Genomic DNA, 15,260 nt, shown 5'->3' on the forward strand with positions numbered 1-15,260 from the left:
GGGAGGGAGCCGCGAAGCGGCGGAAGGGTGAGGGGGACTCGTGGTCCCTCAGATATGGATCGGCTTCCCCAGCACGCCCATCGCCGCTTCCTTGATCGCCTCGGAATGCGTCGGGTGGGCATGGCAGGTATAGGCGATGTCTTCCGACGTCGCGCCGAACTCCATCGCCTGCGCGACCTGGGCGATCATCGTGCCGGCCGGCGCGGTGATGATCCAGGCGCCGAGCACGCGATCGGTCTTGGCGTCGGCGATCACCTTCACCCAGCCGGTGGTGTCGTCGATCGCCTTGGCGCGGCTATTGCCCGCCATCGGGAACTTGCCGACCTTCACCTCGCCCTTTTCGCGCGCCTGCTCCTCGGTGAGGCCGACGCCGGCGATTTCGGGGTGGGTGTAGACGACGCTCGGGATCACCGCATGGTTCACGATGCCGGTCAGCCCTGCAATGTTCTCGGCCACCGCGATGCCCTCGTCCTCGGCCTTGTGCGCAAGCATCGGGCCCGGGATCACGTCGCCGATCGCCCACACGCCGTCGACGGCGGTGCGGAAGCTGTGGTCGGTCTCGATCTGGCCGCGCTGGTTGGTGGCGAGGCCGATCTTGTCGAGGCCCAGGCCCTCGGTGTTCGGACGGCGGCCGATCGCGACGAGCACGGCATCGGCTTCGAGCGTCTCGGCAGCGCCGCCGGCGGCGGGCTCGACGGTGACGGTTGCCTTGTCGCCATTGACGACGACGCCGGTTACCTTGGTGGAGAGCTTGATCTCCATGCCCTGCTTCTTGAAGATCTTGGCGGCTTCCTTGCGGACCTCACCGTCCATGCCGGGGAGCAGCTGGTCGAGATACTCGACCACGGTCACCTTGGCGCCGAGACGCTGCCAGACCGAGCCGAGCTCGAGCCCGATCACGCCGCCGCCGATCACGACCATGTTCGCCGGCACCTTCTCCAGCGCGATCGCGCCGGTGGAGTCGACGACGACCTTCTGGTCGATCGTCACGCCCGGCAGCGGGGTGACCGACGAGCCGGTGGCGATGACGATATTCTTGGCGGTGACGGTGCGCTCGCCCACCTGTACGGTGTGCGCGTCGATGAAGGTGCCGAGGCCCTTCACCCACTCGACCTTGTTCTTCTTGAACAGGAATTCGATGCCGCCGGTCAGGCCCTTCACGGCCTTGTCCTTGTCGGCCATCATCGCCGGCAGGTCGAGCTCGACATTGCCCAGTTTGACGCCGTGCTTGGCGAGCGCGCCCGAAGCGGCTTCGTAGAACAGCTCGGAAGCGTTCAGCAGCGCCTTGGAGGGGATGCAGCCGACGTTGAGGCAGGTGCCGCCCAGCGTCTCGCGGCTCTCGACGCAGCCGGTCTTGAGGCCCAGCTGCGCCGCGCGGATCGCCGCGACATAGCCGCCGGGGCCGGAACCGATGATCAGGACGTCGAAATCATATTCAGCCATTTTCCGCTCCATGCGTGCGCGTGCGGGCGCTTAAACTATCGGCCGTGTCGCCCGGGGCTCTGGGCCCCTGCTTTCGCAGGGGAACGGGCGGGTCCAGCCATAACAGTGCTCCTGCGAACGCAGGAGCCCAGGGTTGCGAGGGACGTTCGTCGATCCGGCGCCATCGCGCGGCTCAGCCGAAGAGCGTCCCGTACAAATCCTTCCACTGCGGGTTGTCGCGTTCGATCAGCTCGATCTTCCACGCCCGCTTCCACTTCTTCATCTGGCGTTCGCGAAGCCGCGCCCCGTCCAGATCCTCATGCGCCTCGTACCAGACGAGGAGCCTGCAGCCCTTGTCCGTGGTGAAGCCCTCGATCATGCCGGTGCGATGCTGGTACGCCCGGCCGGGCAAGTCGCTGGTCGACCCCACATAGATGGTGCCGTTGCGCTTGTTGGCCATGATGTACACGCAGCCGGATTTCGTCGGGCTTCTCCTTGGTTCCGTGCTCCTGCGGAAGCAGGAGCCCAGGGCCACACGCGATGTACTTTCCTACCCTGTGCCCCCGCTTTCGCGGGGGCACAAAGTGTATCAGAGGTCGATCAGCAGCCGCGTCGGATCCTCGATAGCATTCTTGATCGCGACGAGGAATGTCACCGCCTCGCGGCCGTCGACCAGACGGTGATCGTAGCTGAGTGCCAGATACATCATCGGGCGGACGACGACCTGGCCGTTACGGACGACCGGACGATCCTCGATGCGGTGCAGGCCGAGCACCGCCGACTGCGGCGGGTTGATGATCGGGGTCGACATCAGCGAACCGAACACGCCGCCGTTGGAGATGGTGAAGGTACCGCCCTTCATCTCGTCCATCTTCAGCGTGCCGTCCTTGGCGCGCTTGCCGAAGTCGCCGATGGTGCGCTCGATGCCGGCGACCGACAGGTCCTGTGCGTCGCGGATCACCGGCACGACCAGGCCCTGCGGGGCCGAGACCGCGACCGAGATGTCGCAATAATCGTGATAGACGATTTCGTCGCCCTCGATCGAGCCGTTGACGCCGGGGATGTCCTTCAGCGCCATGCACGCGGCCTTCACGAAGAAGCCCATGAAGCCGAGGCGGACGCCGTGCTTCTTCTCGAACAGGTCCTTGTACTTGGCGCGCGCCTCGATCACCGCGGTCATGTCCACGTCGTTGAACGTGGTAAGCATGGCGGCGGTGTTCTGCGCTTCCTTGAGGCGCTTGGCGACGGTCTGGCGCAGGCGGGTCATCCGCACGCGCTCTTCCTTGCGACCGCCGGTCGCTGCCGGGGCAGCGGCGGGAGCAGGCGCAGCGGCTGCCGGCGCAGCGGGCTTGCTGCTGGCGGCGGCGATCACGTCGTCCTTGGTCAGGCGGCCGTCCTTGCCGGTGCCTTGCACGGTCGAGGGATCGACGCCCGTCTCGAGCACCGCACGGCGCACCGACGGCGACAGTGCGGCGGCATCGGCCGACGGAGCCGGAGCAGCGGCGGGGGCCGGGGCGGGCGTCGGAGCCGGAGCGGCGGGAGCCGCAGCCGGAGCGGCCGCGGCACCTTCACCCGCGATGATCGCGATCACCGCGCCCACTTCGACGGTATCGCCGACCTTGACGATCTGCTCGCCCATCACGCCGGCAACCGGCGAGGGGACTTCGACCGAGACCTTGTCGGTCTCGAGGCTGGCGATCGGCTCGTCGACGCGGACGGGATCGCCCGGATTCTTCAGCCATTCACCGACGGTGGCTTCGGTGATCGATTCGCCCAGTACAGGGACTTTGACTTCGGTGGCCATTCTCAACCTTTCCGGGTGCGGCGGATTTCTTCGCGGACATTATGGCCGAGCGCGTCGGCAACGAGCGCGCCCTGCTCTGCGGTGTGGCGCTTCATCAGGCCGGTGGCGGGCGAGGCCGCCGCCGAGCGACCCGCATAGCGCGGACGCTGTACCTTCGTGCCGGCGTCGATCAGGCACTGTTCGATCAGCGGCTCGACGAAGAACCAATAGCCGTTGTTCTTCGGCTCTTCCTGGGCCCACACCACCTCTTCGAGGTTGGTCATGCGCTTCAGCCGCTCGGTCAGCGGCTCGCCCGGGAACGGGTAGAGCTGCTCGATGCGGACGATCGCGGTGTTCTGGTCGCCCGCCGCGTCGCGCGCTTCCATCAGGTCGTACGCCACCTTGCCGGTGCAGAGCACGAGGCGCTTCACCTCGGTATCCGCCGGTGCCTTGGGGTCCGACAGGATGCGCTTGAAGTGGCTGTCGCCCAGGAACTCCTCGGCGCTCGACACCGCCATCTTGTGGCGGAGCAGCGACTTGGGCGTCATCTGGATCAGCGGCTTGCGGAAGTTGCGGTGCATCTGCCGGCGCAGCAGGTGGAAATAATTGGCCGGCGTGGTGATGTTCACCACCTGCATATTGTCCTGCGCGCAGAGCTGGAGGAAGCGTTCCGGACGTGCCGAGCTGTGCTCGGGGCCCTGGCCTTCATAGCCGTGCGGCAGCAGCATCACCAGGCCGTTGGCGCGGAGCCACTTGGACTCTCCCGACGCGATGAACTGGTCGATCATGATCTGCGCGCCGTTCACGAAGTCGCCGAACTGCGCTTCCCACAGCACCAGCGCCTTCGGATCCGCCAGCGCATAGCCGTACTCGAAGCCGAGCACGCCATATTCGCTGAGCGGCGAGTCCAGCACTTCGAAGCTGCCATGCGGCACCGTTGTCAGCGGCACGTACTTGGCCTCGGTCTTCTGGTCGACCCAGACGGCGTGGCGCTGCGAGAAGGTGCCGCGGCCCGAATCCTGGCCCGACAGGCGGACCGCATAGCCTTCCGAGAGCAGCGAGCCGAAGGCCAGTGCCTCGCCGGTCGCCCAATCGAAATTGGTGCCGGACTTGAACATCTCGCGTTTGGCATCGAGCACGCGGCCGAGGGTCTTGTGGATCTCGAGATCCTCGGGGACCGTGGTCAGCGTGCGGCCGAGGCTGTCGAACAGCTTCTTCTCGATGCCGGTCTCGACGTTGCGGCGGGCGGATTCCGCATCGCCCGGCGCGCCCAGGCCCGACCAGCGGCCGGCGAACCAATCCGCCTTGTTCGGGAGATAGGTCTTGCCCGCCTCGAACTCGCCTTCGAGCAGCGTGGTGAACTGGTTGGTCTTCTCGTCGATGAAGCCCTGGTCGACCACGCCCTCGGCGATCAGCTTCTGGCCGTAGATGTTGCTCACACCGGGGTGCTGGCGGATCTTCTGGTACATCAGCGGCTGGGTGAAGCCGGGCTCGTCGCCTTCATTGTGGCCGAAGCGGCGGTAGCACCACATGTCGATCACGATGTCGCGGTGGAACGCCTGGCGGAACTCGATCGCCACCTTGCACGCGAAGGTCACGGCTTCGGGATCGTCGCCGTTGACGTGGAGGATCGGCGCCTGGACGCCCTTGGCGACATCCGACGGATAGGGCGAGGACCGCGCGAACTGCGGGCTCGTCGTGAAGCCGACCTGGTTGTTGATGACGAAGTGGATGCAGCCGCCGGTATTGTAGCCGCGGATGCCGGAGAAGCCGAGCGTCTCCCACACGATGCCCTGGCCGGCGAACGCCGCGTCACCGTGGATCAGCACCGGCAGCACCTGCTCGTGCTTTTCCAGATCGCCGCGGATCGTCTGCAGCGCGCGCGCCTTGCCGAGCACGACCGGATCGGCCGCCTCGAGGTGCGACGGGTTGGCGACCAGCGACATGTGGACGCTGATGCCGTCGAACTGGCGATCGGTGGAGGTGCCGAGGTGATACTTCACGTCGCCCGAGCCGGCGACGTCGTCCGGGTTGGCCGAACCGCCGCCGAACTCATGGAAGATCACCCGGAACGGCTTTTCCATGACGTTGGCGAGCATGTTCAGGCGGCCGCGATGGGCCATGCCGTACACGATCTCGCGGACGCCCTGCTGGCCGCCGTACTTGATGATCGCTTCCATCGCCGGGATCATCGATTCGCCGCCGTCGAGGCCGAACCGCTTGGTGCCGACATATTTCTTGCCGAGGAACTTTTCCCACTGCTCGGCTTCGATCACCTTGGACAGGATCGCCTTCTTGCCATCGGGCGTGAAGGTGATCGCCTTGTCCTTGCCTTCCATCCGGTCCTGGAGGAAGCGGCGCTCCTCCACGTCCGCGATGTGCATATATTCGAGGCCGACATTGCCGCAGTAATTGGCCTGGAGGATCGCGACGATCTCGCGCACCGTCGCGTGCTGCAGCCCCAGCGCGCCGCCGAGATAGATCGGGCGATCGAGATCGGCGCCCGAGAAGCCGTGATATTCCGGCGTCAGGTCGGCGGGCAGGTTCTGGCGGGCAAGGCCCAGCGGATCGAGATTGGCGGCGAGATGGCCACGCACCCGATAGGTGCGGATCAGCATCATCGCGCGGATCGAATCGTCCGCGGCCTTGGTGACGTCCGCCGTCGAGGCGGCGGGGGCGGCCGGCTTGGCCGGGGCGCCGCCCTTGGCGGGCTTCGGCGCGGGCTCCATCTGGGTGGGGTCGAGCCCGGCCGTCAGCGCGTCGGTTTCGGTCAGCGGCCAGTTGGTCCGCTGCCAGCTGGGACCCGAGGCGGTCGATTCGAGACCCTCGAACCAGGTCCGCCAGCTGGGTTCCACCGAAGCCGGATCGCTCTTGTAGCGCCGGTACAGGGTCTCGACGAAGCCGGGGCTCACGCCGCCGGCGATGTCGTCGAAGTCGAGGCCTTCATAGCCCATGATCATGCTTCCGTTCGTGTTAGCGCTCCCATCCCCACCTATATAGGAGCGCTACCGTTGCAGTTTAGCCCTTGAGCGCTTCCAGCAGCGTCTCGCCGAGCAGCGAGGGGCTGGGGGAGACGCGGATGCCGGCGGCTTCCATCGCCGCGATCTTGTCCTCGGCGCCGCCCTGGCCGCCCGAGACGATCGCGCCGGCATGGCCCATGCGGCGGCCCGGCGGCGCGGTGCGGCCCGCGATGAAGCCGGCCATCGGCTTCTTGCGGCCACGCTTGGCCTCGTCGATCAGGAACTGGGCCGCTTCTTCTTCCGCCGAGCCGCCGATCTCGCCGATCATGATGATCGACTGGGTGGCTTCGTCGGCGAGGAACAGTTCGAGCACGTCGATGAAGTTGGTGCCGTTGACCGGGTCACCGCCGATACCCACCGCGGTGGTCTGGCCCAGGCCGGCATTGGTGGTCTGGAACACCGCCTCATAGGTGAGGGTGCCCGAGCGCGACACGACGCCCACCGAGCCCTTGGAGAAGATCGAGCCCGGCATGATGCCGATCTTGCACTCGCCCGGCGTCAGCACGCCCGGGCAGTTCGGGCCGATCAGGCGCGACTTGGAGCCCGAGAGCGCGCGCTTCACCTTGACCATGTCGAGCACCGGAATGCCTTCGGTGATCGCGACGATCAGCGGGATCTCGGCGTCGATCGCCTCGAGGATCGAGTCCGCCGCGAAGGGGGGCGGCACGTAGATCACGCTGGCGTCGGCGCCGGTCTTGTCCTTGGCTTCGGCGACCGTGTCATACACGGGCAGGCCGATATGCGTGCTGCCGCCCTTGCCGGGGGTGACGCCACCGACCATCTGCGTGCCATAGGCAAGCGCCTGCTCGGTGTGGAACGTGCCGGTGGCACCGGTCATCCCCTGGACGATGACCTTGGTGTTCTTGTCGACGAGGATGCTCATTCAGTTCGCCTTTTCCGGGTCGCTGGGAGGAGGGGTGTAGGAGCGCAGCGCAATCCAGCCGCCGAACGTGGCGAGCGCATATTGCGTCGTGCCGAACGATGCGGCGGTGAAGGTCGCGCGGTCGGGCTTGGATTCGGGGCGCACGTACAGCGGCACCTTGTCCTCGCTCGGCAGCACGATCTTGCGGGCCGCGAGATAATCGTCACCGTTGCCGATCCACAGGACCAGGCAGGATTCGGCGAGCGTGCCGGTCGCGGTGCCGGCCTTGGGTACGAACAGATAGGTGTTGCCGCCGGCAATGCGGTAGATGCTGTTGGGCACCTCGGCCGCCGCGGGGGCCGGCGTCTTGAGCGCATCGGCCGCGGTGGCGGTCGATGCGGTGCTGATGCCGATCGCGCGCTGCGCGGGCAGCGGCAGCATCGCGAAGGTCGCCGGTTCGGCCATGCCGCGCGTCAGCCGGGCAGTGCCGCCCATGCACACGGCACGGAACAGCTCCACCGGCTCGGTCGGCGCCGTGGCGATCGCTTCCTGTGCGGAAGCGACGCCCGGCACCGCCGCGAGCGCGAGCAGGATCAGGCGAGCGAGGAGTCGATCGACTTGCATGCCGCGACCAGTTCCTTGACCGCGTCGACCGAGACGTCGAAATTCTGCTTCGCCGTCGGGTTCAGCTCGATCTCGACGATGCGCTCGACGCCGTCCTTGCCGATCACGATCGGCACGCCGACATACAGGTCATCGACGCCGTACTGGCCGGTGAGGTGCGCGGCGCAGGGCAGCAGGCGCTTCTTGTCCTTCAGATAGCTCTCGGCCATCGCGATCGCGCTGGTGGCGGGGGCATAGAAGGCCGAGCCGGTCTTGAGCAGCGCGACGATCTCGCCGCCGCCCGAGCGGGTGCGCGCGACGATCGCGTCGATGCGCTCCTGGGTGGACCAGCCCATCTTGATCAGGTCGGGCACCGGGATGCCGGCGACGGTCGAATATTCGATCACCGGAACCATGGTGTCGCCATGGCCGCCGAGCACGAAGGCGGTGACGTCCTCGACCGAGACGTTGAACTCCTCGGCGAGGAAGTGGCGGAAGCGCGCCGAGTCGAGCACGCCGGCCATGCCGACGACCTTCTGGTGCGGCAGGCCCGAGAACTCGCGGAGCGCCCACACCATCGCGTCGAGCGGGTTGGTGATGCAGATCACGAAGGCGTCGGGCGCGTGCGCGGCGATGCCTTCGCCCACGGCCTTCATCACGCCCAGGTTGGTCTTGAGAAGATCGTCGCGGCTCATGCCCGGCTTGCGCGGGATGCCGGCAGTGACGATGCAGACGTCGGCGCCTGCAATGTCCTCATAGCTGTTCGCGCCCTTGAGGGTGACGTCGAAGCCTTCGACCGGACCGGACTGCGCGAGGTCGAGCGCCTTGCCCTGCGGGGTACCCTCGGCAATGTCGAAGAGGACGATGTCGCCCAGTTCCTTGATGGCGGCGAGGTGCGCGAGCGTACCACCGATCATGCCGGAGCCGATCAGTGCGATCTTCTTGCGGGCCATGGAATCTCCTTGGTTGGTTCCAAGCAAAGCGGTCGCGTGAACGTGCGCCGCGAAAGCGAGGGCGGGATAGGCCTATAATAGCGAGGCTGCAACCCGGGATTCGGTATAGCTGCAGGATTATCTTTGCAATTCGTTCGCAGGAGCAATAACGGGCGAACGGCGCGGATTTGCGTGGGGAAGCGCGCTCTTGCCGGAAATCCTCCCGTGGATGGGGAGCGGTATCGCATTTGGCGCCTCGGAATTGGGGCGCACGCAAAAATGACCGTCATCCCGGCGAAAGCCGGGATCCATTCGCGCCGAATTGGCGGTTCTTTCCTCCAGCGTAGAGGGCAATGGATCCCGGCTTTCGCCGGGATGACGACATACCTCGACCAAAATGCGATAGCCCTGCCCCTCCGGGGGAGGATGTAGGTCGTCCTACTTCTTCGCCGCGTCCGCTGCCTCGCGCTTGGCATAGTCGCCGGCGAGCACGTCGAACGCGAGCTTGTGCTGGCCGGTCTCGGAGATCAGCCCCTTGCGGTTCCAGCCCTGCTGGTAGATCGGGTGCTGGCGCCGCGGCGAGCGGAAGTCCTTGAGGATCCAGGGGCTCATGCCGCGGAGGAACGGCACCTTGGCGGCCATGGCCAGCGTCGCGCGGTAATAGTCCGCCTGATATTCCTCGCTGAACTTGTGGGGGCTCGCCACCGGATCGTGATAGCCGGCGCGCGCATCCGCCCCGAATTCGGAGAAGATCAGCGGCTTGTTCGCCGGGCCGCGCCATTCCTGGCTGGCCAAATCCTCCAGCGCATCGTCGGTGTACCAGCCGTTATAGGTGTTGATCGCCATCACGTCGAGGTCGTTGGCGAGCGGATCGTCGATCTTCATGATCTTGTTGCCCTCGCGCCCGCTCAGCAACGCGGCGGTGACCAGCCGGCTGGGGTCGAGCGCGCGGACATCGGCGATCATCGTGCGCAGGAAGGCATTGCGCGCATCGTTCGTCGGCGTCTCGTTGGCGACGCTCCACAGCACGATCGAAGAACGGTTGCGATCGCGGTGGATGTTTTCGGCGAGGATGCGGCGGGCGTCGGCCAGCGTGTCCGGGTTGTTCCAATTGACCAGCCAGTAGAGCGGGATCTCGCTCCACACGAGCAGGCCCATCTCGTCGGCGAGGCGGGTGGTCAGTTCGCTGTGCGGATAGTGGGCCAGTCGCACGAAATTGCCGTGCAGGCCGTATTTGATCTCGCCGAGCAGCGCGCGGGCGGCGGCGGGCGTCATCGCGCGCACCGGATCGGCGCCCAGCTCTTCCTCGTGCATCGAGATGCCGCGCAGGAAGATCGGCTTGCCGTTGAGCAGGATATCGGTGCCCTTCACCGCAATGGTGCGGAAGCCCAGGCGATCGGCGAAATGGTCGGCACCGGCATCGATGGCGATGTCGTAGAGCTTGGGATTCTCGGGCGACCAGCGGATCAGCGTGCGCGGCACCGGCAGCGTCGCTTCCCACTTGCCCGCGCCGTCGGTCTTGCCGTCGAGCGTCGCGCCGAGCGTCGGGATACGGAACTTGACGGCGGTATCGGCCGCCTTCGGCCCCTCGAGCTTGACCGAGACGGCGACGTGCGTGCCGTCCGGCGTCAGGCGAACGAAGGCGTCGTCGACATAGGTGTCCGGCACGGTGACGAGGGTGACGCTGCGGGTGATGCCGCCATAGGTCTCCCAGTCGGTCACCGGCGGCGGCACGTCATTGGCGGTGCGCACCGAGTCGACGCCGATCGTCACCTGGTTGCGGCCGGGCCGCAACAGCTTGGTCACCTCGAAGGCGAAGGGGGTGTAGCCCCCGCGATGTTCGCCCAGCGGCTTTCCGTTCAGATAGACATAAGAGCGATATTCTGCGGCGCCCACGCGCAGGAACACGCGGTTGCCCGGCTTGGGCGCAGTGGCGGTGAAGTCGCGCTGGTACCACACCAGCCCCTGGTACAGCCGCATCTCCGGCGAATGGCCGATCCACGACCCTGGCAGGCTGACCACCGGCGATTGCTGCATGTCGAATTCGAAAAAGGTGCGCGGCTTGGCCGCCATCACCTCGGCCTGGACGATGTCGGCGGCGCGCTGGGTCCGCTGGTTCGGCGGCTCGCCATGGAAGCCGGCAAGCCCGTCGCGATAGGGATCGATCGACCAGTGCCACGGTCCATCGAGGCTCTGCTGCTGGCGGAGATCGGCCGCCACGAGAACCGGCTGTGCCCAGGCCGGGGATACTCCAAGCGCTGCGAGCCCCATGGCCGCAAGAAGGCGTAGCCGCCGCATCATCTTCTCCCTGTTCCTCCGGGGAAGCCCGGAGCCTATGTCATTGTAGAACAGAGAATGGACTTACAACTTGGCCTGATCAATCCTGTCCATGACCCTTGGCGAGATATTCGTCGGACTGCATTTCCAGCAGGCGGGACACGGTGCGCTCGAACTCGAACCGGCCGTCGCCGCTCTCGTAGAGATGCTCGGGTTCGGCATCGGCGGCGGCGAGCAGCTTCACCTTGTGCTCGTACAGCGCATCGACCAGCGTGACGAAGCGCGCGGCCTCGTTGCGGTTCTCCGGCCCCAGCTTGGGGATGCCGACCAGGATGACGGTGTGGAAGCGTCGTGCCACGGCGAGATAGTCGGGTGCGCCGCGCGCCTCGCCGCACAGCCGCTTGAACGAGAAGACCGCGACGCCCTTCACGCATTTCGGCACATGGATCTGCCGGCCGCCGGGGATCGGCACCTCGCAGGTGGGAACGCGGGTACGATCCTCGACCGGATAGTCGGTCAGGCGGAAAAAGGCAGCGGACAGCGTGGCGGTCGCCTCCGGCCCGTTCGGCACCAGCCACGTTTCGACGCTGCCGAGCCGGTCGCGCCGGTAATCGACGGGGCCGTTCAGTGCGAGCACGTCCATCTTCTCGCCGATCAGGTCGATGAACGGCAGGAACAGCTGGCGGTTGAGCCCGTCTTTGTACAGGTCCTTGGGCGGCCGGTTCGAGGTGGCGACCACGGTCAGGCCATGCGCCATCATCGCCGTGAACAGGCGCGAGAGGATCATCGCGTCGGGCGGGTTGTTCACCACCAGCTCGTCGAACGCGAGCAGCCGCGTGTCGCTGGCCAGCGCATCGGCGACCGCGACCACCGGATCGGCGGTATCCTTCTGCCGCTCGACGTTCAGCCGCTCGTGCACCTCCAGCATGAACTCGTGGAAGTGGACGCGGCGTTTCCTGCGGATGTCGAGGCTGTCGAAGAACAGGTCCATCAGCATCGACTTGCCGCGGCCGACATCGCCCCAGACATAGAGCCCGCGCGGCACCGCCGGCTTGCGGCCGGCAAGCTTCCATAGCACGCTGCCCTTGCGCGGCGCGGCCTGAAGCTCCTGCGCCAGGGCATCGAGACGGGCGGCGGCGGCTTCCTGCTCGCGATCGGGGCGAAGCTCGCCGGCGGAGACGAGGGCGCGGTAACGATCGAGGACGCGGGTCATGCCGGGCAATGGGTTCCGTGCTGCGTCGACGGATGCCGACGAGAGGCGATCGGTTCCACCCGAGCCGGGCGGCCGGTCATCGTTTGCGCATAGCGACCCCAGTCCCGGATGGGAAGCTTGGTAAGCGTCCCTAGTTACAGCCCATCGCCATGCTGATACCGCAGGCGCGGGAAAGCCGGGGACGAACATGCGGTTCAGGCGCATCTATCTGCTGTTGCCGCTGGCGCTCGCAGGGGCGGGCGCCGGAATCTATTGGTTCGCGCAGCCTTTGCCGGTGACCGGCACGCCGGTGCGCCTCGGCCCCGCTGCCGATGTGGTCTACGCGACCGGCTTCGTCGAGGCGCGCGAGCCGGTCGACGTCGCCGCGCGGGTGACCGCGCCGATCAGCGATGTGCTGGTGGAAGAGGGCGCGCAGGTGGTGCGCGGCCAGCCGCTCGCCCGGCTGGAGAGCACCGAGCAGCGCCAGTCGATCGCCCAGCTTGCGGCGCAGACCCAGGCCGCCGCGCTCGACGAACGCCGCACCGTGGAGATCTTCCGCCGCGGCTTCGCCACCGCCGCCGCGCGCGACCGCGCGGTGACCAGCGCGCAGGCGGCGCGCGCGGCCGAGGCGGCGGCGCGGGCGCGGCTCGACCAATATGTCGTGCGCGCCGGGATCAGCGGCGTGGTGCTGCGGCGCGACGCCTATCCGGGCGCCCTCGCGACCCCAACCAAGACCCTGTTCACGCTCGGCGATCCGCGGCTGGTGCGGGTGACCGCCACTGTCGACGAACGCGACATCCCGCGCGTCGTGCCCGGCCAGCGCGTGGCGATGACCTCGGACGCCTATAAGGGCCATGTCTATCGCGGCCGCGTCTACGAGATCACCCCCGCCGGCGACCCGACCCAGCGCGCCTTCCGGGTGCGGGTGGCACCCGACACGCCCGACTTGCCGATGGGGCTGACGCTCGAACTGAATATCGAGACCGCGGTGCACCCCCAGGCGCTGCTGATCCCGGCCAAGGCAGTGCGCGACGGCAAGGTTTGGGTGGCGCAGGGCGGGCGAGCGGCGCGGGTGGCGGTGCAGACCGGCATCGAAGGCGGCGAGTCGGTGGAAATCCGCCAGGGCCTAGCGCGCGGTGCCTGCGTGCTCGTCGATCCGCCCGCGGACCTCACCGAGCGCACGCGGTTGCGCGTCACCGGCTGCTGAGCGATGCGCCGGCTGGGCCTGCTGCTGTCGATCGCGTTCCAGCACCTCGCCAAGCGCCGGCGCCAGACGATCGTTGCGGTGGCGGGCGTCGGCGTGGGTGTCGGCTTCTTCCTCGCCGTCTCGGCGCTGATGGTCGGCAGCCAGGACGATTTCGTGAAGAAGCTGATCGACGCGGCGCCGCACATTATCGTCTCGGACGAGGTGCGCAGCCCCTCGCCGCAGCCGGCGGTGCAGGCCTATCCGGGCGGTGCGGTGGCCGTCCACGGCTACAAGCCGCGCACCGAGACGCGCGGGATCAAGGGCTGGCAGCAGATCGTGCAGGCGGTAAACGCCATGCCGGGCGCGGTCGCCTCGCCCTCGCTCTCCGGCGCGGTGACGCTGCGGGTGGGCGGGCATGAGGAGGCGCTGGCGGTGATCGGCGTCGACCCGGCGGTCGAGGCGCATGTCAGCAATATCGAGCAGAATCTGAAGGCGGGCAGCCTGCACGCGCTGGAGACCAACCAGGGCGGGTTGATCGTCGCCGAGGAGCTGGCGCGGCGGCTGGGGGTGAACATGGGCGACGTGGTCGGTGCCACCTCGGCGCGCGGCGGCACCCGCTCGCTGCGGATCGTCGGGCTGTTCGCGCGCGGAAGGAGCCCCGGCGGCAGCAGCTCGACCGGCTATGTGCTGCTGCGCGAGGCGCAGTCGCTCACCGGCCAGCCCTTCATCATCAACCGGGTGGGGGTGAAGATCGCCGATCCCTATCAGGCCGAGACGGTCGCCAAGGGGCTGGAGGACCGTTTCAGCTACAAGGCGGAGAGCTGGCAGGAGCGCTCGGCCGATTTTCTGACGCTGCTGCTCACGCGCAACATCATCATGTACACGGTGGTCTCGGCGATCCTGCTGGTGGCGAGCTTCGGCATCTACACGGTGGTGTCGAACGCGGTGGCGGACAAGAAGCGCGACATCGCCATCCTCCGCTCGATCGGCTTTTCGCAAGGGGACCTGCAGGGCATCTTCATCGCCGAGGGGCTGGTGCTCGCGCTGATCGGCGTGGTGCTCGGCTTCGGCCTGGGCCTGGCGCTGATGCAGATTCTCGGCAGCATCCAGTTTCCGGTGAGCGGGCGGGTGGAATATATCCCGCTCGACCGCAGCCCGCGCCAGTTCCTCCTCGCCGGCGGCGCCTCGCTGGCCTGCGCGGTGTTCGCGGCGTGGCTGCCCGCGCGCAAGGCGGCGCGGGTCGATCCGGTGGATATTCTGCGGGGAGCGGCATGAGCGCGCTGATCGAGGCGCGGGGACTCACCCGCGTGCTTCCGGGCGATCCGCCGGTGGCGCTGGTGCATGGGCTCGATCTGGCGGTGGAGCCGGGCACGTTCGTCGCGGTGATCGGGCCCTCCGGATGCGGCAAGTCGTCTTTGCTCTATTTGCTCGGGCTGCTCGACCGTCCGACCGGCGGCAGCCTGGTGTTCGACGGGATCGACACCGTGCCGATGAGCGGCGATGCCCGCGCGGCGCTGCGGCTGGCGCGGTTCGGCTTCGTCTTCCAGTTTCACTTCCTGCTGCCGGAGTTCACCGCGCTGGAGAATGTGCTGATTCCGATCCGGCGGCTGGGGCGGCTCTCCGGCGCGGCCGCGCGGAGCCGGGCGATGGACCTGCTTGGCGCGATGGGGCTGGAGGAACAGGCCGACAAGACGCCCGATCGCATGTCCGGCGGGCAGCGCCAGCGGGTGGCGATCGCGCGCGCGCTGGCCAATGATCCGTCGCTGGTGCTGGGGGACGAGCCGACCGGCAACCTCGACAGCGTCAATTCGAAGCGGGTGGTGGAAATCTTCCAGGCGCTGGCGCACGACCAGGGGCGGGCGGTGATTTGCGTGACGCACGATCCCGATGTGGCGGCGGCGGCCGACCGGCGCATTCACATGCGTGATGGGGGAATCGAGAAGGTGGATTGAGTCCCTTTTCACCCTCCCCCCCTTGCGGCGC

12 protein-coding genes are annotated in these 15,260 nt (G+C 67.4%); 3 read left to right on the forward strand and 9 right to left on the reverse strand.

From position 1 onward, the window contains the following. Positions 1-48 precede the first annotated feature (48 nt). The 9 genes from lpdA to zapE all read right to left on the reverse strand — a co-directional run bounded on the left by lpdA (position 49) and on the right by zapE (position 12,112). Positions 49-1,443 carry a dihydrolipoyl dehydrogenase gene (gene lpdA / locus SAZ01S_RS21670; protein ID WP_084584426.1) on the reverse strand — a complete coding sequence of 465 codons (1,395 nt, stop codon included), beginning with the start codon at positions 1,441-1,443 and terminating at the stop codon, positions 49-51. A 172-nt stretch (positions 1,444-1,615) separates the two neighbouring features. Then, the gene (locus tag SAZ01S_RS21675; protein WP_281252175.1) at positions 1,616-1,891 is read right to left on the reverse strand and encodes a GIY-YIG nuclease family protein; all 276 of its coding nucleotides are present in this window, start codon (positions 1,889-1,891) and stop codon (positions 1,616-1,618) included. 120 nt (positions 1,892-2,011) lie between these two features. Beyond that, positions 2,012-3,226, reverse strand: a complete 1,215-nt coding sequence (odhB, locus tag SAZ01S_RS21680; RefSeq protein WP_084584428.1) for a 2-oxoglutarate dehydrogenase complex dihydrolipoyllysine-residue succinyltransferase — start codon at positions 3,224-3,226, stop codon at positions 2,012-2,014. Between the two features lie 2 nt (positions 3,227-3,228). After that, positions 3,229-6,159, reverse strand: a complete 2,931-nt coding sequence (locus SAZ01S_RS21685) for a 2-oxoglutarate dehydrogenase E1 component (protein WP_174596162.1) — start codon at positions 6,157-6,159, stop codon at positions 3,229-3,231. 64 nt (positions 6,160-6,223) lie between these two features. Next, positions 6,224-7,108, reverse strand: a complete 885-nt coding sequence (gene sucD / locus SAZ01S_RS21690) for a succinate--CoA ligase subunit alpha (RefSeq protein WP_064310390.1) — start codon at positions 7,106-7,108, stop codon at positions 6,224-6,226. Further along, entirely contained in the window at positions 7,109-7,711 is a 603-nt protein-coding gene (locus tag SAZ01S_RS21695; protein WP_084584430.1) for a hypothetical protein, read from the reverse strand. It lies immediately after the preceding gene. Continuing rightward, positions 7,681-8,643, reverse strand: coding sequence for a malate dehydrogenase (mdh, locus tag SAZ01S_RS21700; protein ID WP_084584431.1), 963 nt, complete (start codon positions 8,641-8,643; stop codon positions 7,681-7,683). The genes SAZ01S_RS21695 and mdh overlap by 31 nt, the downstream gene beginning before the upstream one ends. Before the next feature lie 417 nt (positions 8,644-9,060). After that, on the reverse strand, positions 9,061-10,842 hold the full coding sequence (locus SAZ01S_RS21705) for a glycoside hydrolase family 2 protein (protein WP_245825115.1): 1,782 nt from the start codon (positions 10,840-10,842) through the stop codon (positions 9,061-9,063). Positions 10,843-10,999: 157 nt separating this feature from the next. Further along, a complete protein-coding gene (zapE, locus tag SAZ01S_RS21710; RefSeq protein WP_084584433.1) occupies positions 11,000-12,112 on the reverse strand; it encodes a cell division protein ZapE in 1,113 nt (370 codons plus the stop codon). Positions 12,113-12,299: 187 nt separating this feature from the next. Between zapE and SAZ01S_RS21715 the strand changes: the two genes are divergently transcribed. Genes SAZ01S_RS21715 through SAZ01S_RS21725 form a run of 3 tightly spaced genes read left to right on the forward strand, consistent with a single transcriptional unit; the run spans position 12,300 to position 15,229 of the window. Next, positions 12,300-13,298, forward strand: a complete 999-nt coding sequence (locus SAZ01S_RS21715) for an efflux RND transporter periplasmic adaptor subunit (protein ID WP_084584434.1) — start codon at positions 12,300-12,302, stop codon at positions 13,296-13,298. Positions 13,299-13,301: 3 nt separating this feature from the next. Next, positions 13,302-14,552, forward strand: a complete 1,251-nt coding sequence (locus SAZ01S_RS21720) for an ABC transporter permease (protein ID WP_084584435.1) — start codon at positions 13,302-13,304, stop codon at positions 14,550-14,552. After that, entirely contained in the window at positions 14,549-15,229 is a 681-nt protein-coding gene (locus tag SAZ01S_RS21725) for an ABC transporter ATP-binding protein (protein ID WP_084584436.1), read from the forward strand. Before SAZ01S_RS21720 ends, SAZ01S_RS21725 begins: the two co-directional genes overlap by 4 nt. Positions 15,230-15,260: the final 31 nt, after the last annotated feature.

Source organism: Sphingomonas azotifigens NBRC 15497, assembly GCF_002091475.1.
GTDB classification, from domain to species: domain Bacteria; phylum Pseudomonadota; class Alphaproteobacteria; order Sphingomonadales; family Sphingomonadaceae; genus Sphingomonas; species Sphingomonas azotifigens.

Bases quoted from the DNA above. Each gene is read 5' to 3' on its own strand.
- mdh (WP_084584431.1), bottom strand. From the start codon at position 8,643: ATGGCCCGCAAGAAGATCGCACTGATCGGCTCCGGCATGATCGGTGGT.
- SAZ01S_RS21720 (WP_084584435.1), top strand. From the start codon at position 13,302: ATGCGCCGGCTGGGCCTGCTGCTGTCGATCGCGTTCCAGCACCTCGCC.
- lpdA (WP_084584426.1), bottom strand. From the start codon at position 1,443: ATGGCTGAATATGATTTCGACGTCCTGATCATCGGTTCCGGCCCCGGC.
- SAZ01S_RS21725 (WP_084584436.1), top strand. From the start codon at position 14,549: ATGAGCGCGCTGATCGAGGCGCGGGGACTCACCCGCGTGCTTCCGGGC.
- SAZ01S_RS21695 (WP_084584430.1), bottom strand. From the start codon at position 7,711: ATGCAAGTCGATCGACTCCTCGCTCGCCTGATCCTGCTCGCGCTCGCG.
- SAZ01S_RS21685 (WP_174596162.1), bottom strand. From the start codon at position 6,159: ATGGGCTATGAAGGCCTCGACTTCGACGACATCGCCGGCGGCGTGAGC.
- odhB (WP_084584428.1), bottom strand. From the start codon at position 3,226: ATGGCCACCGAAGTCAAAGTCCCTGTACTGGGCGAATCGATCACCGAA.
- sucD (WP_064310390.1), bottom strand. From the start codon at position 7,108: ATGAGCATCCTCGTCGACAAGAACACCAAGGTCATCGTCCAGGGGATG.
- zapE (WP_084584433.1), bottom strand. From the start codon at position 12,112: ATGACCCGCGTCCTCGATCGTTACCGCGCCCTCGTCTCCGCCGGCGAG.
- SAZ01S_RS21715 (WP_084584434.1), top strand. From the start codon at position 12,300: ATGCGGTTCAGGCGCATCTATCTGCTGTTGCCGCTGGCGCTCGCAGGG.